Annotated in this window: 24 protein-coding genes and 1 tRNA gene; 3 read left to right on the top strand and 22 right to left on the bottom strand. The window is 37.4% G+C overall.

Features of this window, described 5'->3' with window-relative positions; all coding sequences use genetic code 11:
* Positions 1-350: 350 nt before the first annotated feature.
* The 7 genes from eno to ACTSKG_RS18320 form a co-directional block, all read right to left on the bottom strand.
* Positions 351-1,643 (bottom strand): phosphopyruvate hydratase, encoded by a 1,293-nt coding sequence (gene eno / locus ACTSKG_RS18350; RefSeq protein ID WP_464755966.1) that lies wholly within the window; start codon positions 1,641-1,643, stop codon positions 351-353.
* A gap of 2 nt (positions 1,644-1,645) precedes the next feature.
* On the bottom strand, positions 1,646-3,184 hold the full coding sequence (gene gpmI / locus ACTSKG_RS18345; RefSeq protein ID WP_464755965.1) for a 2,3-bisphosphoglycerate-independent phosphoglycerate mutase: 1,539 nt from the start codon (positions 3,182-3,184) through the stop codon (positions 1,646-1,648).
* Entirely contained in the window at positions 3,177-3,938 is a 762-nt protein-coding gene (tpiA, locus tag ACTSKG_RS18340) for a triose-phosphate isomerase (RefSeq protein WP_464755964.1), read from the bottom strand. The genes gpmI and tpiA overlap by 8 nt, the downstream gene beginning before the upstream one ends.
* 14 nt (positions 3,939-3,952) lie before the next feature.
* The gene (locus ACTSKG_RS18335; RefSeq protein ID WP_464755963.1) at positions 3,953-5,137 is read right to left on the bottom strand and encodes a phosphoglycerate kinase; all 1,185 of its coding nucleotides are present in this window, start codon (positions 5,135-5,137) and stop codon (positions 3,953-3,955) included.
* Between the two features lie 236 nt (positions 5,138-5,373).
* A complete protein-coding gene (gene gap, locus ACTSKG_RS18330) occupies positions 5,374-6,381 on the bottom strand; it encodes a type I glyceraldehyde-3-phosphate dehydrogenase (protein WP_464755962.1) in 1,008 nt (335 codons plus the stop codon).
* Position 6,382: 1 nt separating this feature from the next.
* The gene (locus ACTSKG_RS18325; RefSeq protein WP_464755961.1) at positions 6,383-7,432 is read right to left on the bottom strand and encodes a sugar-binding transcriptional regulator; all 1,050 of its coding nucleotides are present in this window, start codon (positions 7,430-7,432) and stop codon (positions 6,383-6,385) included.
* A gap of 368 nt (positions 7,433-7,800) precedes the next feature.
* Positions 7,801-8,034 carry a glutaredoxin family protein gene (locus ACTSKG_RS18320; RefSeq protein WP_464755960.1) on the bottom strand — a complete coding sequence of 78 codons (234 nt, stop codon included), beginning with the start codon at positions 8,032-8,034 and terminating at the stop codon, positions 7,801-7,803.
* A 147-nt stretch (positions 8,035-8,181) separates the two neighbouring features.
* Here ACTSKG_RS18320 and ACTSKG_RS18315 point away from each other — a divergent pair, with 147 nt between their 5' ends.
* Both ACTSKG_RS18315 and ACTSKG_RS18310 read left to right on the top strand, forming a co-directional pair.
* Complete coding sequence (locus tag ACTSKG_RS18315) at positions 8,182-8,706, top strand: RNA polymerase sigma factor (RefSeq protein WP_464755959.1); 525 nt, start codon at positions 8,182-8,184, stop codon at positions 8,704-8,706.
* A complete protein-coding gene (locus ACTSKG_RS18310; protein WP_464755958.1) occupies positions 8,681-9,844 on the top strand; it encodes a hypothetical protein in 1,164 nt (387 codons plus the stop codon). The genes ACTSKG_RS18315 and ACTSKG_RS18310 overlap by 26 nt, the downstream gene beginning before the upstream one ends.
* A 91-nt stretch (positions 9,845-9,935) precedes the next feature.
* On the opposite strand, the gene ACTSKG_RS18305 is transcribed toward ACTSKG_RS18310, so the two are convergent.
* The 4 genes from ACTSKG_RS18305 to ACTSKG_RS18290 all read right to left on the bottom strand — a co-directional run bounded on the left by ACTSKG_RS18305 (position 9,936) and on the right by ACTSKG_RS18290 (position 12,232).
* On the bottom strand, positions 9,936-10,382 hold the full coding sequence (locus tag ACTSKG_RS18305) for a GNAT family N-acetyltransferase (protein WP_464755957.1): 447 nt from the start codon (positions 10,380-10,382) through the stop codon (positions 9,936-9,938).
* A gap of 88 nt (positions 10,383-10,470) precedes the next feature.
* A complete protein-coding gene (locus tag ACTSKG_RS18300) occupies positions 10,471-11,283 on the bottom strand; it encodes a TPM domain-containing protein (protein ID WP_464755956.1) in 813 nt (270 codons plus the stop codon).
* Positions 11,283-11,861 carry a LemA family protein gene (locus tag ACTSKG_RS18295; protein ID WP_464755955.1) on the bottom strand — a complete coding sequence of 193 codons (579 nt, stop codon included), beginning with the start codon at positions 11,859-11,861 and terminating at the stop codon, positions 11,283-11,285. The genes ACTSKG_RS18300 and ACTSKG_RS18295 overlap by 1 nt, the downstream gene beginning before the upstream one ends.
* A gap of 299 nt (positions 11,862-12,160) precedes the next feature.
* Positions 12,161-12,232, bottom strand: a tRNA-Arg gene (locus tag ACTSKG_RS18290).
* 164 nt (positions 12,233-12,396) lie between these two features.
* Here ACTSKG_RS18290 and clpP point away from each other — a divergent pair.
* Positions 12,397-12,993 (top strand): ATP-dependent Clp endopeptidase proteolytic subunit ClpP, encoded by a 597-nt coding sequence (clpP, locus tag ACTSKG_RS18285; protein WP_464755954.1) that lies wholly within the window; start codon positions 12,397-12,399, stop codon positions 12,991-12,993.
* A 583-nt stretch (positions 12,994-13,576) separates the two neighbouring features.
* On the opposite strand, the gene ACTSKG_RS18280 is transcribed toward clpP, so the two are convergent.
* From ACTSKG_RS18280 to hisB, 11 genes are all read right to left on the bottom strand, one after another.
* Positions 13,577-13,834, bottom strand: a complete 258-nt coding sequence (locus ACTSKG_RS18280) for an HPr family phosphocarrier protein (protein WP_464755953.1) — start codon at positions 13,832-13,834, stop codon at positions 13,577-13,579.
* A 19-nt stretch (positions 13,835-13,853) separates the two neighbouring features.
* Positions 13,854-14,795, bottom strand: coding sequence for a DNA-binding protein WhiA (gene whiA / locus ACTSKG_RS18275; RefSeq protein WP_464755952.1), 942 nt, complete (start codon positions 14,793-14,795; stop codon positions 13,854-13,856).
* Positions 14,796-14,840: 45 nt separating this feature from the next.
* Positions 14,841-15,800 (bottom strand): gluconeogenesis factor YvcK family protein, encoded by a 960-nt coding sequence (locus ACTSKG_RS18270; protein WP_464755951.1) that lies wholly within the window; start codon positions 15,798-15,800, stop codon positions 14,841-14,843.
* Positions 15,801-15,804: 4 nt separating this feature from the next.
* On the bottom strand, positions 15,805-16,689 hold the full coding sequence (gene rapZ / locus ACTSKG_RS18265) for an RNase adapter RapZ (RefSeq protein WP_464755950.1): 885 nt from the start codon (positions 16,687-16,689) through the stop codon (positions 15,805-15,807).
* A complete protein-coding gene (locus ACTSKG_RS18260; protein WP_464755949.1) occupies positions 16,667-17,164 on the bottom strand; it encodes an NUDIX domain-containing protein in 498 nt (165 codons plus the stop codon). Before ACTSKG_RS18260 ends, rapZ begins: the two co-directional genes overlap by 23 nt.
* A 981-nt stretch (positions 17,165-18,145) precedes the next feature.
* Positions 18,146-19,096 carry a thioredoxin-disulfide reductase gene (gene trxB / locus ACTSKG_RS18255; protein WP_464755948.1) on the bottom strand — a complete coding sequence of 317 codons (951 nt, stop codon included), beginning with the start codon at positions 19,094-19,096 and terminating at the stop codon, positions 18,146-18,148.
* A 70-nt stretch (positions 19,097-19,166) separates the two neighbouring features.
* Positions 19,167-20,693 (bottom strand): tetratricopeptide repeat protein, encoded by a 1,527-nt coding sequence (locus ACTSKG_RS18250; RefSeq protein ID WP_464755947.1) that lies wholly within the window; start codon positions 20,691-20,693, stop codon positions 19,167-19,169.
* A gap of 154 nt (positions 20,694-20,847) precedes the next feature.
* Positions 20,848-21,474: a bifunctional phosphoribosyl-AMP cyclohydrolase/phosphoribosyl-ATP diphosphatase HisIE gene (hisIE, locus tag ACTSKG_RS18245; protein WP_464755946.1), complete on the bottom strand. Its 627-nt coding sequence runs from the start codon at positions 21,472-21,474 to the stop codon at positions 20,848-20,850.
* Positions 21,471-22,226: an imidazole glycerol phosphate synthase subunit HisF gene (gene hisF / locus ACTSKG_RS18240; protein WP_464755945.1), complete on the bottom strand. Its 756-nt coding sequence runs from the start codon at positions 22,224-22,226 to the stop codon at positions 21,471-21,473. The genes hisIE and hisF overlap by 4 nt, the downstream gene beginning before the upstream one ends.
* Positions 22,220-22,963, bottom strand: a complete 744-nt coding sequence (gene hisA / locus ACTSKG_RS18235) for a 1-(5-phosphoribosyl)-5-[(5-phosphoribosylamino)methylideneamino]imidazole-4-carboxamide isomerase (protein ID WP_464755944.1) — start codon at positions 22,961-22,963, stop codon at positions 22,220-22,222. Before hisA ends, hisF begins: the two co-directional genes overlap by 7 nt.
* Before the next feature lie 18 nt (positions 22,964-22,981).
* Positions 22,982-23,563, bottom strand: a complete 582-nt coding sequence (gene hisB, locus ACTSKG_RS18230; protein ID WP_464758065.1) for an imidazoleglycerol-phosphate dehydratase HisB — start codon at positions 23,561-23,563, stop codon at positions 22,982-22,984.
* Positions 23,564-23,565 lie beyond the last annotated feature (2 nt).

The following is a 23,565-nucleotide window of genomic DNA, read 5'->3' as shown; positions in this document are numbered from 1 at the left end:
CTACTAAGTTGGAATAACCATTTTTTGGACACTACTAACTCTCAAGTGTTATTGATTGTTTTATACTTTTTATTAAGAATAGCGCAAGCGCCTTTTAAGAGCATTTGGCTTCACTAATTCCTGAGGAGTACTAGTTCCTTATTTGCACTGTTGATTGGAGCGGAAGGCGGCGACTCCTAGGGGATTAGCAAGCAAATCAAGACCCTGGACAGAGCGTAGCGAAGGAAGCGGCTTGATGCTTGCCCCCTGGAAAGCGTCCGGCTGCAGCGGAAATCAAACTGTTCATGGCAATTTATATACTTTCTATTAAAAAAGCTACTTAACGATTTTCTCGTTAAGTAGCTTTTGCATTATTTTAAGTTATAAAATGTTTTTTTACCTAAATATTGAGCAGTTTCATACAACTGATCTTCAATACGTAGTAATTGGTTGTATTTTGCTACACGATCCGAACGAGATGGTGCACCTGTTTTAATTTGACCAGCGTTTGTTGCAACTGCGATATCGGCAATTGTAACATCCTCTGATTCACCTGAACGGTGAGAAATTACTGCAGTATAACCAGCACGTTTAGCCATTTCGATTGCATCAAAAGTTTCTGTAAGTGTACCAATTTGGTTTACTTTTACAAGGATTGAATTTCCAACACCTTGCTCAATTCCTTGTGCTAATTTCTTCGTATTTGTTACGAATAAATCGTCACCAACTAGTTGTACTTTTTTACCTAAACGTTCCGTTAGCAATTTATGTCCAGCCCAGTCATTTTCATCTAAGCCATCTTCAATCGAGATGATTGGGTATTTTTCACAAAGTTCTTCATACCAAGCAACCATTTCTTCCGAAGTTTTTACTACACCTTCACCAGATAAATGGTATTTACCATCTTCTTTGTTGAACAACTCTGAAGATGCAACGTCCATTGCTAGAAGGACATCTTCGCCTGGTTTGTAGCCAGCTCTTTCGATAGCCGTCATAATAGTAGAAAGGGCTTCTTCATTTGATTTTAAGTTTGGTGCAAATCCACCTTCGTCGCCAACAGCAGTGTTTAATCCTGCTTCTTTTAATACTGCTTTTAAGCTGTGGAAAATTTCTGCGCCCATGCGAAGTGCATGGCGGAATGATTCTGCTCCAACTGGCATTACCATAAATTCTTGAATGTCTACATTATTATCTGCGTGTTCTCCACCATTAACAATATTCATCATTGGAACTGGTAGTTGTTTTGCATTAAATCCACCTAAATATTGATATAGTGGAATATCTAAATAATCTGCTGCAGCATGGGCAACAGCAATTGAAACACCTAAAATTGCATTTGCACCAAGGTTTCCTTTATTTTCTGTGCCGTCTAATTCGATCATTGCATGATCAATTTCTACTTGATCTAATACAGAAAAGTTCTCTTCTAGTTCTGCTGCGATTATGTTATTTACGTTATCTACTGCTTTTAGAACACCTTTACCTAGGTATCTTGCTTTGTCACCGTCACGAAGTTCTACCGCTTCATATTCACCAGTAGATGCACCAGATGGAACGATTGCACGACCAAATGCGCCACTTTCTGTAAAAACTTCTACCTCTACTGTTGGGTTTCCACGTGAATCTAATACTTCACGAGCTTGAATTTGTGTAATAATTGGCATTTTTAACTCTCCGTTTCGATTAGTGTTTTACCTGTCATTTCAGGCGGTGTTTCTATCCCTAATAAGTGTAACATGGTTGGTGCTAAATCGGCTAAAATTCCGTCAGGACGAAGGGTGATATTTTTCTTCGTAACAATGACAGGAACAGGATTAGTTGTATGTGCTGTCATTGGCTGACCTTCTAAAGTAGTTACCTCATCAGAATTTCCATGATCGGCTGTAATAATCGCATAGCCACCTTTTGCAGTAATGGCATCTACTATTTTACCTAAGCATTCATCAACTGTTTCTATTGCTTTAATCGTTGGCTCTAGCATTCCACTATGACCAACCATATCGGGATTAGCAAAATTTAAAATGATTGCATCAAAGTTATCGGCTGCAATTTCAGCTAGAAGTGCATCTGTTACTTCATACGCACTCATTTCAGGTTTCAAATCGTATGTTGCAACCTTAGGAGAATTAATCAAAATTCTTTTCTCACCAGGGAACGTTTCTTCGCGCCCACCACTCATGAAAAATGTCACATGTGGGTACTTTTCAGTTTCTGCAATCCGAAGTTGTGATTTATGATGATTAGAAAGTACTTCTCCAACTGTATTAGACAAGTTCGCTTTTTCAAAAACAACATCCGAAACAACCTCATCACTATAATGTGTGAATGTCACAAACTTTAAATTTGTTGGATGCTTTTCACTTAACTTAAAACTATCAAATGTTGGTGTATTTAAGGCAAGAGATAATTGAATCGCACGGTCAGGTCGGAAATTAAAGAAAATTACCGCATCTCCAGAGTCAATTGTAATTGCTGGCTTTGCATTTTCCTCAATGACGAATGGAAGTACAAATTCATCTGCTACATCTTCTTCGTAGGATTTTAAAATTCCTTCCGTAGCAGATTCGGCAGTTCTTCCAATTCCATCGATAAGTGCATGATACGTGAGTTCTACTCTATCCCAGCGACGATCACGATCCATTGCGTAATAGCGACCACTAATAGAAGCAAACTTCCCTATACCGATTTCCTTCATTTGTTTTTCAGTTTCTTCCACATAACCAATTGCAGTACGTGGCCCAACATCTCGTCCATCTAAAAATCCGTGAACGAACACATCTTGAAGCCCCTCTGATTTTGCTAATTTCAATAAAGCAAATAGATGAGAATAATGACTATGAACGCCACCATCCGAAAGTAGTCCCATTAAGTGAAGCTTACCACCTGTTTGCTTTACATGTTCAATCGCAGCAAGAAGTTCCGGTTCTAAAAAGAATTCACCATCACGAATCGATTTATGAATTCGAGTTAGATTTTGATAGACAATTCTTCCAGCACCGATATTTAAATGTCCTACTTCCGAGTTACCCATTTGTCCTTCCGGCAAGCCAACCGCTTCACCTGATGCCGTAAGAGTAGCATTTGGATACTCCGCCCAATAACGGTCAAAGTTAGGTTTGTTCGATTGTGCTACTGCATTTCCATATGATTCATGTCGTAATCCAAATCCATCGAGGATGATTAAAGCTACTGGACTTTTAGACATTTTCCCCAGCCTCCAATAGTTTTACAAACGAGTCTACTTGTAAGCTTGCTCCGCCTACTAATGCGCCGTCAATATGTTCTTTTGAAAGCAATTCTTCAATATTATCTGGTTTTACACTGCCACCATATTGAATACGAACAGCGCTTGCAACTTCTTCTCCAAATCCATCTAGAACTGTCTCACGAATTGCTTGGCATACATCATTCGCATCGTCTGCAGTAGCTGTTTTACCAGTTCCGATAGCCCAAATTGGTTCATAAGCGATAATAGAATTCATAACATTTTCTTCTGAAAGTCCTTCTAAAGCTGTCATTACTTGTTTGGAAACAATGCTTTCCGTTTCGTTTTGTTCACGTTGTTCTAATGTTTCTCCTACACAAATAATCGGAGTTAAATTATTTGAAAAAGCAGCTTTAACCTTTTTATTGACCGATTCATCTGTTTCATTGAAGTATTGACGTCTTTCGGAGTGACCAATAATCACATGGCTTACACCAAGATCTTGTAGTTGATGTCCACTAACTTCTCCTGTAAATGCTCCCTCTTTTTCCTCATGCATCGTTTGTGCACCGATAGAAATAAAAGAATCATTTGTAACATGTACAAGTTGATCTAAAAATAATGCAGGCGCACATATAATTGTTTCCACTTTGCTGCTATCCACTTGTTTTTCTTTAAGCTGTAGAGCGAATTCTTTCGCTTCAGAAAGTGTTTTATACATCTTCCAATTCCCTGCTATTACGCGTTTACGCATATGAATCTCCTCCATTACTTGTCGTTTAAAGCAGAAACCCCAGGTAAGTCTTTCCCCTCCATAAATTCAAGGGAAGCTCCTCCACCAGTGGATATATGGTCCATTTTATCTGCAACATTGAATTTCTCAACAGCTGCTGCTGAATCTCCACCACCGATAATTGTATATCCAGTCGTTTCAGCCATTGCGTCTGCTACACCCTTTGTACCACTTGCAAATGCATCCATTTCAAACACACCCATAGGTCCGTTCCAAATGATTAGCTTGCTATTTTTAATGACGTCCGCATATAATGCAGCGGTTTTCGGTCCAATATCTAACCCCATCCAGTCAGATGGAATTTGGTCTATATCGACAACTTTCGTATTGGCATCTTTTGAAAATTCATCTGCTACGACAACATCTACTGGTAAGTAAAAAGAAACACCTTTTTCTTTCGCCTTCTCAATAAAAGATTGTGCTAACTCGATTTTATCTTCTTCTAAAAGAGACGTTCCAATATCATGTCCTTGCGCTTTTGTGAACGTATACGATAATCCCCCACCAATTAGAATATTATCAACTTTATCTAATAAATGATCGATAACACCAATTTTATCTTTTACTTTAGCTCCGCCAATAATTGCAGTAAAAGGTCGTTCCGGGTTAGATAGAGCTTGCCCTAATACATCTAATTCTTTTTCCATTAATAGTCCAGAAACAGCTGGTAATAATTTAGCAATGCCTTCTGTCGTTGCATGCGCACGATGAGCAGCTCCAAATGCATCATTTACATACACATCTGCTAAGGCAGCAAATGCTTTTGCAAGCTCTGCATCATTTTTTTCTTCTCCTGCATGAAAACGAACATTTTCCAATAATATAATGTCCCCATTTTTCATTTCAGAAACAGTTTGTTCCACTTCAGTACCAATTGATTCATCTAATTTTTTCACTTGTTTGTTTAATAATTTTGCTAAATGTTCTCCAACTTTTGTCAAACGAAGTTCTTCTTTTACTTCGCCTTTTGGGCGGCCCATATGACTAGCTAAAATTACTTTTGCATCTTGTTCAATTAAATAATTGATTGTCGGCAATGCTGCTCGAATTCGTGTGTCATCTGTAATTGCGCCATCTTCCATAGGTACGTTAAAGTCTACACGGCAAAATACTCGTTTACCTTGTAAAGTAACATCTTTCATCGTTTGTTTTTCATTCATGAGAATAGCCTCCTTATATTAAGAAATCAGCATAGCTTCAGCTTAACCTCGACAGTAAATATCGGGGGAATGTATCCTAATCTGTCGGATGCAAGGCACGATACGTGCATACCCACGGTTAAATCTTATCTGTAAAAAAATAAGGAGCAAAAGGGTAATCCTTTGCTCCTTTTACCCTCTCCTATTATAGAGGTTATTACACATAATCGCTATTTAAAATCGATAGAATTTACTTGTTATAAGCCTTTTTTCATCATAAGAAGTGCAAGGTCGATACAACGTGCAGAGTATCCTGATTCATTGTCATACCATGATATTACTTTCACCAAATTACCGCCTAAAGTCATTGTTGATAATCCGTCGACGGTTGAAGAAGATGTGTTTCCGTTATAATCAATCGAAACAAGAGGCAACTCATTGTATGCAAGAATTCCTTTTAATTCATTTTCAGCTGCTTGTTTTAATGCATCATTTACCTGTTCAACCGTCACATCTTTTTCTAACTCAGCAACAAAATCTACTAATGAAACATTCGGTGTTGGAACTCGAACTGCCATTCCATCTAATTTTCCTTTTAGCTCTGGAAGTACTTTTGCAACCGCTACTGCTGCTCCAGTTGTAGTTGGAATCATAGATTCAGCTGCTGCGCGAGCACGACGATAATCACTATGCGGTAAATCTAAAATTCGTTGATCGTTCGTATATGAATGAACAGTTGTCATCATTCCACGCTTAATACCAAATTGATCTTGTAACACTTTCGCTACAGGAGCCAAACAGTTTGTTGTACAAGAAGCATTTGACACAACATGGTCCGTTTCTGGGTTATATTTTTCAGCATTTACACCCATAACAAATGTAGGCATATCATCTTTAGCAGGTGCAGATAAAATTACTTTTTTAGCTCCAGCTTCAATATGTTTTCCAGCTTTTTCAGTAGTACTAAAAATCCCTGTACATTCAATAACGATATCTATCCCTTGTTCTTTCCAAGGAAGTGCAGATGGGTCTTTCTCAGCAAAAACACGGATCTTTTTGTCGTTTACAACTAAAAAGTCTCCTTCTGAAGATACATCTGCATTGAAAATTCCATGAACTGAATCATATTTTAATAAGTGAGCAAGCATTGCAGCATCCGTTAGGTCATTGATTGCTACTACTTCTATGTCTTTCTGTTCTAATGCTTCTCTGAATACTTTACGTCCAATACGTCCAAATCCGTTAATCGCTATTTTTACTGTCATTTTATTTTCCTCCTAAATTGGTTTGTGAAATTATGTTCATCATTTCATTTGCAGCACCTTCATCTGTCACTAACACAGTTTGTTCAGGCGCTTGTTTAAAATAAGATAATAATGCTTTTGCTTTTTTGGCTCCACCTGCAACTGCAAGTAGATGGTCTATATTTTTTAATTGTTTTAACTGAATTCCAATTGTTCTTATACGGTGGACTGCTTCGCCTTGGTCATTAAAATAGTAGCCAAATGCTTCACTAACAGAACCATTCTCTTTCAAACGCTCGATTTCATCTTCACTAGAATTTCTTCTTCTAGCCATTTCTTCGGCATCACCTATACCATGAATAACAATATTTGTTCTTTCATATAGGTCCATCATTTCTTGTATAAATGGCTCTTTTTTCATCGTAATATATGCTTCTTCACTCAAACTATCTGGCATATACAAGGTCCGATAAGATCCATTCATTTTGTTTGCGAAAAGAGAAACAATCGTATTTGCTTGGAATGTTACGTCTTTTCCAACTCCGCCGCGTGCTGCGATAAACATTAGATTTTGAAATTTCGTTGTTTCATGAACAAAGTTAGAAATGGATGCAATGGTAGAGCCACCTGTTACCGCAATTATTTGGTCATCCGTCAAAATGCTTTCTAAGAACTTTGCTGCTTCTTGTGATAAAAGCATAGCTGCATTCGTATTAGTATCTACATTTCCCGGTACAATAATTACTTCTTTTATTTGAAAAATTTTGGAAAGTGTTTGTTCAAGTTGTAATCTTCCTGACCACTCGCGAACTACTTCTTTCAATTCCATTAAAATTTTTGTACCTCCAGGAGTAATTGCTGCTCCATCACGTGATATATCAATTAATCCTTGTTTTCTTAATGCATCTATTTCTTTTCGAGTTTCTCGTTCCGACAAACCTAATTGTTCCCCTAAAACACGACGACCAATCCCTTTGGAAAGTTGAATCATCTGAAGTATTTGATACCTTTTTTGTAACAAATCACTCATTTCAGGAATTAGCTTTAATTGGGCTGTGAGTAAAGACTCCATTTTTCACTCCCTGACTAGTTGGTACGTATTTGTCCCGCTTAACTAAAAATTGTCCCAGTAACTTAAAAAAAAAGTGAATTTCTAAAATCATCATACAATATTATATTCAGATAAGCAATACTAATGCATTGTTTTTGGGAAATATTGTGAGAATAATATGCAGAACTTGCGAATTATCGTAAAGAAGTTCCGATTTGAAGAGGTATCTCGATTTTGTGCTTATCTTGCGAATTGGAGTCGTGATTTTGCGATTTAGAGTAGTGATCTTGCGATTCGGAAAGGTGAACTTGCGATTCTAAGTTCCTATCTTGCGATTTATTGCAGATAAATTGCGATTCGAAGTAAATCTTTTAAAAAAGTCTGGAACATTATTTAAGTAATGTTTCCAGTATTGTTGCGTAATCTACTTGTCCGTATTGAATAATTTCACCTTCAAATTCAACAACTGGAATCATCAGCATATATTTTTCATGAAGTTCCTCATCTTCTTCTATATTCACTTCATGTATCTCAAACGCTACATCTTCCTGTACAAGTTTCAGCATAAGCCTCGCCTCTTCACATAAATGACAACCTGGTCTAGTGTAGAATTGGACAACCATTTTATATCATCCCTCCAAAAAATAATATTATACATTTAATTATAGTCTTTTACTTAGACTGGAGGAACACTTATCCTAAAAAAGGTAAAATAAAAGTGATACTTTTTATTTATTCCTTCGTCTATAGCAATAAGGGGAGGTCAGAAGATGGAAATGGAACAGCTATACAGAGAGCACAGCGATCGAGTCTACAGCTATATATACTTACTTGTCCGTCATAGAGAATGTGCCGAAGATCTCACACAAGAAACATTTTATAAAGCATATAAAGGGCTAGAAGCCTTTAATAAGCAAGCTTCAACTGCCACCTGGCTATTAAAAATAGCACGTAATGTGACCTATGACTATTTTCGAAGGAAAAGAGTTATTCAATTTTTCTCCTTTGATAAAGAGCATGATTTAGAAATAAACGCACGATCACCAGAAAGTCGATTTGAACAAAAGGAGCAACTTTCTAGGATGTATGTCTCCTTAAGTAAACTAAAAAAAGACTATCAGGAAGTCTTGCTCCTTCGCAAGATACAAGAATGTTCGATTCAAGAAACAGCCTATATACTTGGCTGGACCGAGGCAAAAGTAAAGATGAAAATGACACGAGCACTTGAGGCACTTAAAAAGGAGTTTCATCAGGAAGGAGGTCATGCAAATGGAACCATCAAAAGAATTCGATGAGCTTTTCGAGGAAATGAAAGATGTGGAGCGTTCAGATGAAGCAAGGCGTCACACATGGTTAGCCCTAAAGAAAAGAATGCAATCAAAGAGAAGACGAAAAGTCTTTCCAGCAATTATTTCATTAGCGGTAATAGCGATCGCCTCTTTTTTAATCATTACCTACTCTCTTCCTACAGAGATAGAGCAATCGACTAAGCCTCTTACCAATGAAGAGGTTATCATGGCAGTACTAGAGCGTGAATATAACGGACCGGATAGAGAGCTTTTGCGCTTAATTAACGATTGGTGGAACCTCCAAAGCAAAACGGTAACGAAGAACCAAGAGGAGTATGATCAACTTGTAAAATCAAAGGAATACACCGACCTAATGGATTATTATCAAACCACTTTTGGTGAATACTTTACTGAAGGATTTCTGCCATCCTTAATTAGTTCCAATCTAGTGTTCAAATATCATTTTTACCTAGAAGATACAGATATAGAGATGCATTTAGAGGACGTAGAGATTAAACAGGAAAAAGATCATCCGAATATCTATCGCCCATTAATAGAGGTTTCCTTAACGAATAGCCAAGGCCAGAAAATTTATCATACATTGCGAGAAGAATTTATTTTTTCTACTTCTGAACCTGGAAAAATAGGTAGATATAATAGTTTTAAAGGTGGGGGAAGCATGGAGCTTATAGAGAAAATAAAGAATTTTAGCGCATATGTTGGAGACAATGATGTAAGAACACCATCTTTTAGAGATACCATATCCTTTGACACTCTTTGCTTCACTGGTAAGATTTACGAGAATGATAATACAGAGAGAAATCTCCATGGATGTACATCCAATAGAAAACAAATAAATTCTATTTTGGCACCTATTGATCTTCTTCCTATCAAAGAGGCATCAGAGCAAGAAATCAAAGAGAGGTCTGAAGCTCTTCTCCGAATTGATAATTATCACATTCTCCTAACAAACGAGGTAGATAAAGGAACAACTTTGTATACCATTACATTATATGAGGATGGGGTGCTAATGTTTGCTCCAGGTTTTGATTTAGGATTTCATGGCGACATCACTACTGGACCACATGTCGTAATATATGATGGGATCAAGACGATGCTAGATGAATTAGCTGAAAAACAATAATCAAAAAAACCAACTGATTGTTGGTTTTTTCTTGTTGAAAGCTAGATTTTTTGCGACATAAAAAAAAGAAGAGTCTTCGCTCTCTCCCCACTCATAATTTCAAAACAAACTCCGCTTCCCCTTCACTGATCTTACCTGTTTTTTGGAATCCGAAGCTTTCGTATAGTTTTATAGCTACTTCATTATCTGGCTCGGTTGATAGATAGATCGTTTCGCAGCCATCCAATTGCTTCATCTCGTCCAATATCAACTGAATTGCTTCTCTGCCGTAGCCCTTCCCCTGACAGGCGTAATCAATCATTAATCGACATATCCAATAATTCTTAGTATCTTCATCTAATCCATACATCGTGAAACCAATAATCTTGTTATCTAACTCTATTCCTCGAACAATCCATCCAGTCTCGTAAATGGATTGCACAATAGATAGCGCATTGGAGGCTACAAATTTTTCTACTATGGACGCCTTCCCATCCACATTAGTCGTCAAAAAAACCGTCTGAAGCCAGTTATCCTTGTTGATCTCTACTAGTTTCATTCCCAAATCCCCCATTCATTACTTTGGGTACACAAAAAGAAATTCTAACAAAGAAAAAGCCCAACTAAGGGCCTTTTCCATTTATAATTTACCACTTACGTCCAGCTCCGCCGCCTCCGGAACTACCACCGCCGAAGCCACCGAAACCTCCGCCTGATCCTTTTCCACCGCCTCCGAAGCCGCCACCAAAGCCACCTCCGAAACTTCCCGGACCAAACATAATAGAGCGACGTCTTCTACCGTTACTACCTCCGCCGCCTCCACCATTTCTCATGATTGTATATATGAAATAAATTACAACCACAATTCCAATAATAGTGGAAAACGAGAAACCTTCATCTGATGAAGATGGATTTTGCGGTTCCAAGAGCTCGCCTTCTAATCCATATTCTTTTGCTACTTCATTATAGAGCACTTGATACGTAGAAAGAACTGCTTCATTGACAGAACCTTGTTCTAAAAATGGATACGTATATTCATCCAGTATACGCCCAATTTTCCCATCAGGTAATGCCCCTTCAAGGCCTTGGCCGACTGAAATATATACATCTCTATTACCTTTTTTAGTAGGATCTGTTTCTATTACAAATAAAACACCATTATTCTTCTTTGGATCCCCAATTCCAAATTTTCTTATGACATCTACACTAAATTGATTTACGTCTTGCCCATTTAGTGAATTGATAATCATGACGACAATTTGTGAACCAGTTGCTTTATCTAATTTGAGTCCAAGCTCTTCTATTTGTTTTTTTGTCGATGGAGACAAAAATCCTTCATAGTCTTGCACGTAGGATTCACCAGGAATAGGTTTTGGTATATCAGATGCAGCTACCGTTACTAATGGGATAGAAAGAAATAAAAGTAGCGCAACTATGAGCATTCGCGCAACTTTTTTCATTACTTGCCATCTCCTTTAAAATCAACGACAGGGGCATCTTTCGCATTTGCGTCTGCTTTAAAATATTCTTTTTGATCGAAGCCAAAAATAGAAGCAACAATACTTCCTGGCATACGTTTTACTTTTTTATTGTAGTTTGAAACTACTTCATTATAGTCTTGTCTTGCAACGGATAAACGATTTTCTGTTCCAGCAAGTTCATCCATTAATTGACGGAAGTTTGCATCTGCTTTTAAAGCAGGATAATTTTCTACTACTACTAACAATCTGCTCAGTGCTCCAGATAACTGATCATTCGCAGTTGCCTGTTCCGCCGGTGTATTCGCCCCTGCTAATTTCGAACGTGCATCCGCGATATTACTAAGTACTTCTTTTTCATGTGAAGCAAAGCCCTTTACTGTATTCACAAGGTTTGGAATCAAATCCATACGACGTTGTAATTGGTTTTCAACTTGAGCATATGCTTGGTTGACATCTTCTTCTCCATTTACAAAACCGTTATAGCTCGGTACTAATATAGCCGCAAAAAAAGCAATAATCACAATAATAATTACTAGCGGTCCTAATAATTTCTTCATCTCATTCACCTCTAATTAAGTATATTATATTTCTACCTTTAAAACTAAAATGCGAAACCTACTTATCTATACGAAAAAAACATTAAATGGTTTCAAAAAATGCTTTGATTAATATAAAGATTGTAGGGTAAAGATGAATAGAATAGTTTACGTTTAGAATAGATAATATTAGGGACCATCATGATCCTATACCAACAGAACAAAAAATTAAAATAGATGGCATCGAACTTACGTTGAATAAAAAACACTTTAACCATGTGATACCATGATTAAAGTGTTCCATGTTTTTATTGTATTGATGCCCTCGGCGAGGATCGAACTCACATTCCAAGCTTCGGAGGCTTGTGTGTTATCCATTACACTACGAGGACAAGCGACTTATCTATTATACAAATAGAACGTGCAAAATTCAACCTATCATTTTGAAGCTTAAAATTTGACCTTCCTTGACCATAATGTGTATGATAAAGTTACAACTGAGAGAATATTTCTCAGTAAACAACTTACAATACCACCTTTGAAGGAGGCAATCAGGATGAATTTAATTCCTACAGTTATTGAACAAACAAATCGTGGGGAACGCGCATATGACATTTATTCACGATTACTAAAAGACCGTATTATCATGCTTGGAAGCGCTATTGACGATAATGTTTCTAACTCCATCGTTGCCCAACTATTATTTTTAGAAGCAGAAGATCCAGAAAAAGATATCTCCATCTATATTAATAGCCCAGGCGGAAGCATTACTTCTGGTATGGCAATCTACGATACAATGCAGTTCATCAAACCAGATGTACAAACGATTTGTATCGGTATGGCCGCTTCTATGGGTGCTTTCTTACTAACTGCTGGAGCAAAAGGGAAACGTTATGCGCTTCCTAATGCAGAAGTTATGATTCACCAACCACTTGGTGGAGCACAAGGGCAAGCAACTGAAATCGAAATTGCTGCTAAACGTATCTTATATCTACGCGACAAGTTAAATGGCATTATGGCAGAACGTACTGGCCAACCTTTAGAAGTCGTTTCAAGAGATACAGATCGTGATAACTTCATGACTGCAGAACGTGCTAAAGAATACGGTTTAATCGACCATATCATTTCCCGTAGCGAAATGAAAAAAGCTTAATAACAATTGTACCCAGGGAAACTCCAATTTCCTTGGGTATTTTTTTGCGAAGGATAGCTACTTTTGGACACATTCTGAGTGCCACATAACCCAGTTTGAGCACCACATAAATTGGAACCAGCACCACATAACCTAGTCTGAGTACCACATAAATAGGTACGAGTACCACATAACCTAGCCCGAGCACCACATATAAGCACCTACCGAGGTCATCAGCACCTAAACCGTCTCCATAAGCACCTACTAGATGTCATCAGCACCTAAACCGCCGCCATAAGCACCTACTAGATGTCATTAGCACCTAAACCGTATCTATAAGCACCTACCGCGGTCACCAGCACCTAAACCGCCGCCATAAGCACCTACCGAGGTCATCAGCACCTAAACCGGCGCCATAAGCACCTTACTAGAGGTCATCAGCACCTAAACCCTCGCCATAAGCACCTTACTAGATGTCATCAGCACCTAAACCGGCGCCATAAGCACCTACCTTACAAGACGTAAACAGCTTTTCCGAACTATGTGACTTATCAACGAAAAAAAAACGCCTTTTCGTCCGGAATGACGAGGGAGGCGTTAATTTCTATGCTTCATTTGAGATAAATTTTGCTAGCGCTTCTACTGCTTCTTCTTCATCCGAGCCATCAGCACTTAAGTTTACAGTTATTCCTTTGCTTATTGCTAAGCTCATAATTCCCATAATACTTTTTGCATTTACTTTTTTATCTTCCTTTTCTAAGTAAACATCAGCAATATAACGATTAGCTTCTTGAACAAATAATGCTGCTTGCCTTGCTTGCAACCCTGCTGGTAATTTCACTTCCACATGTTTTTCTGTCATGATTATACGCTCCATTTCACTAAATTGTCTCGCCTCTACGAAGTGCATCTGCAATTTCATCTATTTTTCGTAAACGATGATTAATACCGGATTTACTTACGTTCCCAGTCGAAACCATTTCACCTAATTCTTTCAATGTAACATCTTGATATTCAACACGCAACCTTGCAATTTCTCTTAATTTTTCTGGTAGTTGATCTAAACCAACCGAATTCTCGATAAATCGTATATTTTCAACCTGTCTAATAGCGGCACTAATCGTTTTGTTTAGATTCGCCGTTTCACAGTTAACGAGACGATTTACACTGTTTCGCATATCTCGTATAATTCGAACATCCTCAAACTTCAATAATGCATGATGTGCACCAGCAATGCTTAAGAAATCGGAAATTTTTTCTGCTTCCTTTAAATAAGCAACATAGCCTTTTTTTCGTTCGATCGTTTTTGCATTTAGCTCGAATTCATTCATCAGGTCTACGAGTGCATCACTATGTGTTTTATATAATGAATAAATTTCTAAATGATAGGAAGACGTCTCAGGATTATTAACGGATCCTCCTGCTAAGAAAGCTCCTCTTAAATAAGCACGCTTACAGCAATTCTTTTTCACAAGTTCTTTTGAAATCGAATATTCGAATTGAAAGCCCTCATTTAATATTTTCAAATCTTCTAGTAAATTCTTTGCACCTTCACGAACACGACAAATATATATATTATTTTTTTTCAATCTCATTTTTTTTCGAACAAGCAATTCTACTTGATATGGGTATAAAGATTTTATCAAAGTATATAGCCTTCTTGCTATTGCGGCGTTTTCTGTTTGAACATCTAAACTAAGCATTTTATTGCTAAATGACAAAGAACCATTCATCCGAATAAGTGCGGAAAGTTCAGCTTTTGCACAGCATGGTTTCGATTCTTCTTGCGTCATTTCTTTTTTTGTTTCAGAAGCAAACGACATATCCGTTTCCCCCTTTCTTGCTAGAGACTGCTAACGATTATTCTATTAACCCGCATACTCTACTAGCCATTTTGCGACTTCTATGGAATCATGGCGAACTGCACCATCATACACAACTGAAATATCTTTCTTTACGATTTCTATATTTAATGTTTCTAATACTTCCACATCTATTTTAACAGGAGAAGCTTTTTCTTGTTTATATAAATATTGCACGTTTTCAGGAATCTCTTCCTTGCTAATTAAGACTGTATCGATGAAATTTTTTCCCATATGATCGATAAGTGCTTGAACATGATCTGAAGCAGTATAATTACTCGTTTCCCCTGCTTGAGTCATTAAATTACAAATATATACTTTTTTTGCTTTAGAGTTTATTATTGCTTTTTTTATATCTTCTACTAATAAGTTAGGAAGAATACTCGTATAAAGGCTTCCCGGTCCAATTGCTATGATATCTGCTTCTGCAATGGTTTTAAGTGTTTCCGGTAACGGTTTCACATCTTCGGGAGTAATAAATACTTTTTTTATTTTCTGATCATACTTCGGAATTTTGGATTCTCCACTAATTATTGTATCATCCTCGTATTGCGCGTGAAGTGTTACTAGCTGGTTTGCAGCCGGAAGTACTTTTCCATGCACTTTCAATACTTGGCTCATTTCCCGGATTGCATTGGCAAAATCTCCGGTAATAGAAGTTAATGCAGTTAACATTAAGTTACCTAAAGAATGACCTTCTAATTCAGTAGAATTGGAAAAACGATACTGAAACATTTCCTCCACAAGAGGCTCTACATCTGATAGTGCAGCTAAAACATTTCGAACATCACCAGGTGGTGGAATATCATATTCATCTCGTAATCGCCCAGAACTTCCACCATCATCTGCTACAGTAACAATTGCTGTAATATCGATTGGAAATTTCTTTAAACCACGAAGTAAAGTTGATAATCCCGTACCCCCACCAATTATAACTATTTTCTTTTGGTGTTGTGTACGATTCATTACTTCATTCCTTTCTTATTGTAACATCTCTGTGCGTAATAATCGTTTTATCGTCTGCTTTTAGTTGTTTTCCAAAGTATTCTGCAAGTGTAACTGAACGATGTTGTCCACCGGTACATCCAAATGCAATGACAAGTTGAGTTTTACCTTCCCGTTTATATTGGGGAATCATAAATAAAAACAAGTCTGTTAACTTTTCGATTAACGTTTTTGTGTCAACCCATTTTAAGACGTAACTAGAAACTTCCTCATCTAACCCCGATTTCAATCTTAATTCCTCTATATAATAAGGATTGGGTAGAAAACGAACGTCAAATACTAAATCCGCATCAATAGGAATACCATGTTTAAAGCCAAATGACATAATATTTACAGTAAAAATCTTACTTCCTTTTGCAGAAAATTCATCTTGTATTTTTTCACGTAATTCACGAGGTTTCATTTTGGAAGTATTATAAATGAATTGTGCCCTTCCTTTTAAATCAGATAATAACTCTCTTTCTTTTTTTATCCCATCTAAAGGAAGTCCAGAGTTCGCTAGTGGATGCGATCTTCTAGTCTCTTTATACCTTCTCACTAAAACTTCATCTTCTGCGTCTAGAAACAAAACTTTAGGAGTAACAGAAGTTGCTTCCTGAAGACTATTAACCGAATCAACTAAAGTATGAAACATTTCCCCCCCTCGCAAATCCATTACCGCTGCAATATTACGAGGTTGTTTATTGGAATCTATCATTAAATTGATAAATGTTCCTAAAAGTTCCGGAGGTAAATTATCGATACAATAATAGCCTAGGTCTTCAAAGCTTTGAATTGCTACTGTCTTTCCTGCTCCTGACATACCAGTGATAATAACCACTTCAGTTTCAAGCTTTTGCTGACTTTCCATTGTTTACTTCTCCCTCCACTGACTGTTGAATCGTTTCTTTTATTAGCGTAAAGTCGGGTGTGTATACAAATGTACCATATTGTATTCCTTGCTCTTGAACAGCAAATAACAGATTCGTTCGATCTCCTTCAGCCATAGGTAATACATGTAAGTCTTCTACTGGATGCCATTCTAGGATGCCTTCATTTGTTTCTTGAAAAGGAGTTCCTTCTAAATCTTTTGCGACAAATGTAAATAGCATCCACTCATCTATTTGGTTACCATTTTCTTCAATGACCATTGTATAAATACCCTTTAAATGGGGGTCGATTGGAATCGTATTCGTCTCTTCTGTAAACTCTCTAATAGCAGAATTCAGAATGGACTCACCAACTTCCATTTTTCCACCTGGGGCAACGTACCAATTTCTTCTAGGCTTTTTTAATAAAAGAACTTGCCCATCTTTGCATATGAGTAAATTTGCGATTCGCTGCAAGAATAATCACTCCAAAACTATCTTTACTTATTATTAAATATTATACATGAAATTCATTTGAAATGCGCATGTGCCCTTTAAGAACCTCTTGTTTTTCCCTACCCGATTGCTTTGGATGAAATATTTGCTCTGGCGTGCTCTCGTATTGGCGGAAAGTGCTCTCGCATAGGTCGTTAACGCTCTCGTTAAAGAGGAGTGCTCTCGTATAGGCGATGAGTGCTCTCGTATCGGCCGTTTACGCTCTCGGTAAAGCTAGATTGCTCTCGCATTGCCGATGAGTGCTCTCGTATAGGTGGTTAACGCTCTCGGTAAAGCGGATTGCTCTCGCATTGACGATGAGTGCTCTCGTATCGGCCGTTTACGCTCTCGTTTAAGCGGATTGCTCTCGCATTGGCGCGGAGTGCTCTCGTATCGGCCGTTTACGCTCTCGTTTAAGCGGATTGCTCTCGCATTGACGATGAGTGCTCTCGTATCAGCCGTTTACGCTCTCGGTAAAGCTAGATTGCTCTTGCATTGGCGATGAGTGCTCTCGTATAGGTGGTTAACGCTCTCGGTAAAGCGGATTGCTCTCGTATAGGCCGTTTACGCTCTCGGTAAAGCCAGATTGCTCTCGCATTGGAGATGAGTGCTCTCATATAGGCCGTTTACGCTCTCGTTTAAGCGGATTGCTCTCGTATTGACGATGATTCCTCTCGTATAGGCCGTTAATGCTCTCGTTAAAGCGGATTGCTCTCGTATTAGCGATGAGTGCTCTCGTATTGACCGTTTACGCTCTCGCATAGGCGGATACTTTTGAGTATGACAATTACTTAGTAGAATAGTTTACATTTTCTATTAACACTCAAAAAGAGGCTGCTTCATCGATTAAAATCGAGAAACAGCCTGTTCAAATATTGCTTATATAAAAAGGGGTATTTATACTCCTTAATATACACCTTATTTATTTCAATTAGGTTACAAATGGATTAAAATAACATTAAATTATACGTTTGCAGTATTTTTATCTTTAAGATTTTCAATATAATGTTGTGCAGCTTGAGCAGCTATACTGCCATCTCCAGTTGCAGTAACAATTTGTCGAAGCATTTTTTCGCGCACGTCCCCAGCGCCGAAAATTCCAGGAACCGATGTTTCCATTTTTTCATTCGTAACGATATATCCATTATCATTTAAGATACCTAAGCTTTTGAATGGTTTTGTTAAAGGTAACATTCCTACGTAAACAAAAACTCCGTCTGTTTCCAATTCTCGTTCTGAATTATCTATTGTAGAGACCAATTTTACTCCAGCTACTTTTCCGTCTTTGCCATTAATCTCTTTAATTGTAGTATTCCAAATAAAGTCGATTTTTTCATTGGCAAATGCACGATCTTGTAGTATCTTTTGAGCACGTAACGCATCGCGACGGTGAATAATCGTTACTTTTTCCGCAAACTTAGTCAAAAAAGCACCTTCTTCAACGGCAGAGTCTCCGCCGCCTACAACAACAAGTCTTTTTCCTTTAAAGAATGCACCATCACATACCGCACAATAACTTACTCCGCGTCCTCCAAGTTCCGTTTCACCTGGAATTCCCATTTTCTTATATTCAGCACCAGATGAAATAATTACTGCTAATGCTTTATATTCTTTCCCACTAACTTTTACTGTTTTATATTGTTCGCCATCTACGATTTCTGCAACGTCACCGTATGCATACTCAGCACCGAATTTCTTTGCATGGTCGAACATTTTTGTAGAAAGTTCAGGACCTAAAATTGTTTCAAAACCTGGATAGTTTTCTACTTCTTCTGTATTCGCCATTTGTCCACCAGGAATCCCGCGTTCAATCATAAGTGTTGAAAGATTTGCACGAGAAGTATATACAGCGGCAGTCATTCCAGCAGGCCCAGCTCCAATTATTATTACATCATAAATTTTTTCTTCAGTCATTGCTAATTCCCCCTACAATTCTACTAACACTCAATCTATAGGATTTTTGTACTTGCTTCAACTATTTTGCTTATGCATTAAATAGCGGCAAAAACTGAATTAGTTCATTGACATATTTGGTTAAGGTATTTGTAGTAATCCCGTACTGATCCGCAAAATACTTTTTCGTCACATTTTTGGAACGTGATGATTCAAACATATACTCAGTTGCAGCTGCTAATGCTTTTGGATTTTTGAAGCCATATCCCTTTTCTAATGCACGTTCTATCAACATAAACCACATTTGAAACAAGTAAGTAGCTGATTGTGCAAGGGGTTTATATTTTTCATATAACAAATCTGTTGCTGCAATTGCTCGTAAAAAAGCTTTTTCTGCGACAGACTTTTCATCAAATGAATGTCCTAAGGATTGTGCTAAAAATAATTTTTCCATTGTATTTAATTCTTCTACCTTAATCCATTGCGGATGAGAAATTATTTCTTGCCGATGTTTTGATTTTCCTAACAAATAAAAGCCAAAGATTCGTTCACTTACATGTTTACTTTGAAGCTTTTCCAAAATGAATTCCTTTTGATGTTCTGACCCATGGGAGTTGATATCTTTCATTTGAGGTAACCATGGCTCGAATCCCGCTTTTTCTGGGTCTAATTTGAGAAGTGTCTTCCAAGCATTCCGGGCAATTTCCTCATGCCCTGCAAAGTATGCGGAATGAGCTAACCAAAAATAAAAGCCTGGGTCCCCTTCAAAACCTTTTCGTTGTAAGCTCCGTAACCATTTAAATGCCTCTTCATATTTTCCAATCAATGCAAAAGTTGCACCCATTTTATATCGATGCTCGATAAAGTAGGGATTAATCTTAGATAGGAAATCACTAATTTCTTCTAATTCTTCTGTATTTTTTTCATAATAATGAATAACAGCTAAATTACAAAGCGCATGAATATTCCCTCTATTTTCACTTAAAACTTGATGAAGTAAGGCTTTTGCTTGCTCTTCTTCTCCTATATAGAAATAAGCTAGCGCCAAGTTATTGTAAGCTGCCCAAAAGTCCGGATTATCAATGATCAATGATTCCAGCAATTCTACAGCTTCTTGAAATTTTCCTTGCTCCATTAAACGTCGTGATTTTTCTTGAAGAAAAAGAGCTTCACTAGACGGACTTCCCATTTCCATAGATTCCATATCTTCTTGCTCTGTAAAGTCTACTATCTCCATTGCTTCTTCTGTATACTCTCCGCGAATATCCATTTCTAAATACATTTTTGCAAATCGATTGGCATCCATAAAGTTCCCTAAATGTGCATTTACTTCGGACAGGAAAAAAACAATTTCTGACTCTTTAGGATCAACATCGTATGCTTTTCTTAGAAGTTCATGTGCAAAGTCAAAGTTATCTAATTCCATTTGTAAGATGGCATATTGCATTAAAATTAATGGATCATCCGGACTTAAATCTACAGCTCTTTTTAAATATTTATGTGCTTTTTCGTATTGTTCTTTTTGAAGCTCATCTAATGCTTTTTTATAGTAGTATTCGCCTGTAGGCAAAAATGAAATAATATTTTCTTTTAAAATCTTTTTACTTTTTTTATTCAAGATAATCCTCCGAAAAATAATAAGGAACGTATCTCAACACCTTGCGTATGTGAGCCCATTTTTTATCAACCTTGCTTGATAAAAGTTAGTAGCATCCACCAGCTAGAAGCTTTAACGTCCCTTATCAGTATATTCTTCAGTATATCATAAACAATTATTTTTTATGTGTTTTACTCTCATGTCTTTTTTGCAATACTTGTAAAAGGTCATAGAAGCTTACTTTTTGATTTTGTAAGAGCACTAGCATGTGATAAATAAGATCCGCTGCTTCCCACTTCAATTCCTCGCCGTCATTATTTTTAGAAGCGATAATCACCTCAGCAGACTCTTCCCCAATCTTTTTACATATTTTATCTACACCTTTTTCAAATAAATAAGTGGTGTATGCCCCTTCTGGCATTTCTCTTTCTCTTTCTTCAATGATCTGAATCAAAGAAGTAATTACATTGTACCCAACAGTATCAGCGAACTTCTCTACTGTATTGTGGAAGCAAGTTTCTTCCCCAGTGTGACAAGCTGCTCCATTTGGTATTACTTCGACCACTAACGCATCTGAATCACAATCTTTTCGAATCGTAATGACTTGTTGCGTATTTCCGGAAGTTTCCCCTTTATGCCATAATTCCTGTCTACTTCTACTGAAGAACCAAGTTTCCTTCGTCTCTACTGTTTTTGTATACGCTTCTTCATTCATATATGCGAGGGTTAATACCTCTCTTGTTAGAGCATGTTGAACAATAACAGGGATAAGTCCTTTTTCATCAAACTGCAATTTTTTCATTTTACCTCTACTCCTCTTTCACGGACGTAATTTTTCACTTCACGGACACTTGTTTCTTTAAAATGAAAAATGGAAGCAGCTAGTGCAGCATTCGCATTAGCTTCTGTAAAGGCAGTTAAGATATGTTCCACATTTCCAGCTCCACCACTGGCCGTAACAGGAATTGAAACAGCATCTTTTACAAGTTTAGTAACTGCAATATCGTAGCCATTTTTTTCACCATCACAATCCATACTTGTGAGTAAAATTTCACCAGCTCCGAGATTTTCTACTTCTTTTGACCAGTCGAGTACTTTCCATTCTGTTTTCTTTTGTCCACCATGTGTGTAAACAAACCAATCTTGATCCTTCTCGGACCATTTTACGTCGATTGCGACAATTATTTTATTAGAACCAAATAGTTCTGCACCATCTGTAATTATAGATGGATTATTAATTGCTGCGCTATTAATCGAAACCTTACTTGCTCCCGCATCTAATAATTGCTGCATATTTTCTGTCGTACGAATTCCACCACCAACGATTAGAGGAATTGAAATTTTTTCTGCTGTCTTTTTCACGACATCAATCATAGTTTCGCGGCCTTCAATCGAAGCCGATATATCTAAAAAAACTAGCTCATCCGCACCTTCTTTATCATAAAATGCAGCTAGTTCCACAGGATCCCCAGCATCTCTTAGTCCTACAAATTGAACCCCTTTAACAACTCGTCCATCTTTCACGTCAAGACAAGGAATAATTTTCTTTACCATTTTGTAACCTCCTGCAAAGCTTCCGTCAAAGAAAACCGCTTATTATATAATGCTTTTCCTGTTATTACTCCACGGACTGTTGTTTCTTTAGCTAGCTTTACAACTTCTCCGATATCTTCCAGCGAGCTAATTCCTCCCGAGACGATAATGGAAAGTCCAGTTGCTTCTGCAAGCTCTTTGTTTGCAACTAAGTTTGGTCCTTGAAGCGTACCATCTGTTGCAATGTCAGTGAAAATGACATGTTTAGCACCTTTTGAGGCAAAATACTGTCCAACTTCAACGGCTGATTGTGTAGATGTTTCTAACCAACCATGTGTAGCCACCATTCCATCTTTAGCATCAAGTCCAATAACAATTCTTTCTCCACCAAACTCATTGATTAAGTCGGCAACTATTTCTGGTTGTGATATAGCAAGACTGCCAATAATAACACGATTCACTCCATTTTCTAAATAAAATCGGACATCGTCTTTCGAACGAATTCCTCCTCCAATTTGCACATTCACAGGAAGTTCTTTTGCAATTCGAATTACTTCCTGAGCATGAATTTTCTCACCGTCTTTTGCACCATCTAAATCGACTAGATGGATCCAAGTCGCCCCCTCATCTGCAAACTTTTTAGCCATATCAAATGGAGATTCTCCGTAAATAGTTTCTTGCTCATAATCGCCTTGATATAGACGGACACATTTTCCACCTTTCATATCAATCGCTGGGTAAACTTGAATGGTCGTCATATCGGTACTCTCCCTTTATTATGTAAGTAGTCCTTTCGTGGAAGGGACACCTTTCACACGTTCGTCTTTTGTAATGGCATCATCAATTGCACGTGCTAATGCTTTGAAAATTGCTTCAATCATATGATGTGTATTCATGCCATAATGAACAATGACATGCACATTCATACGGGCTTCCAGTGCAAATTTCCATAGGAACTCATGTACAAGTTCTGTATCGAAATTTCCTACTTTTTGTGTTGGAAATTGAGCACGGAATTCTAAATGCGGTCGATTTGAGATATCAATTACCACTTGTGCTAGTGCATCATCCATTGGTACAAATGCATTCCCATATCGCTTTATACTTTTTTTATCGCCTAATGCCTCTTTCATAGCCTGACCTAAAACGATTCCAATGTCCTCTGTAGTATGGTGATCATCGATATGTGTATCGCCATTTGCTTTTATTGTTGCATTGAATAATCCATGTTTCGTAAATAAATCGAGCATATGGTCCATAAAAGGAACTCCAGTATCAATCACTGCATTTCCTTCACCATCTAAATCTATTTCAACAAGTACCTTTGTTTCATTTGTCATTCTTTCAATTTTAGCCATTC

This window comes from Psychrobacillus syltrankelensis, assembly GCF_055454035.1.
The sequence above is the reverse complement of the archived record's forward strand: the minus strand, read 5'-3'. Positions and strand labels throughout refer to the sequence as shown.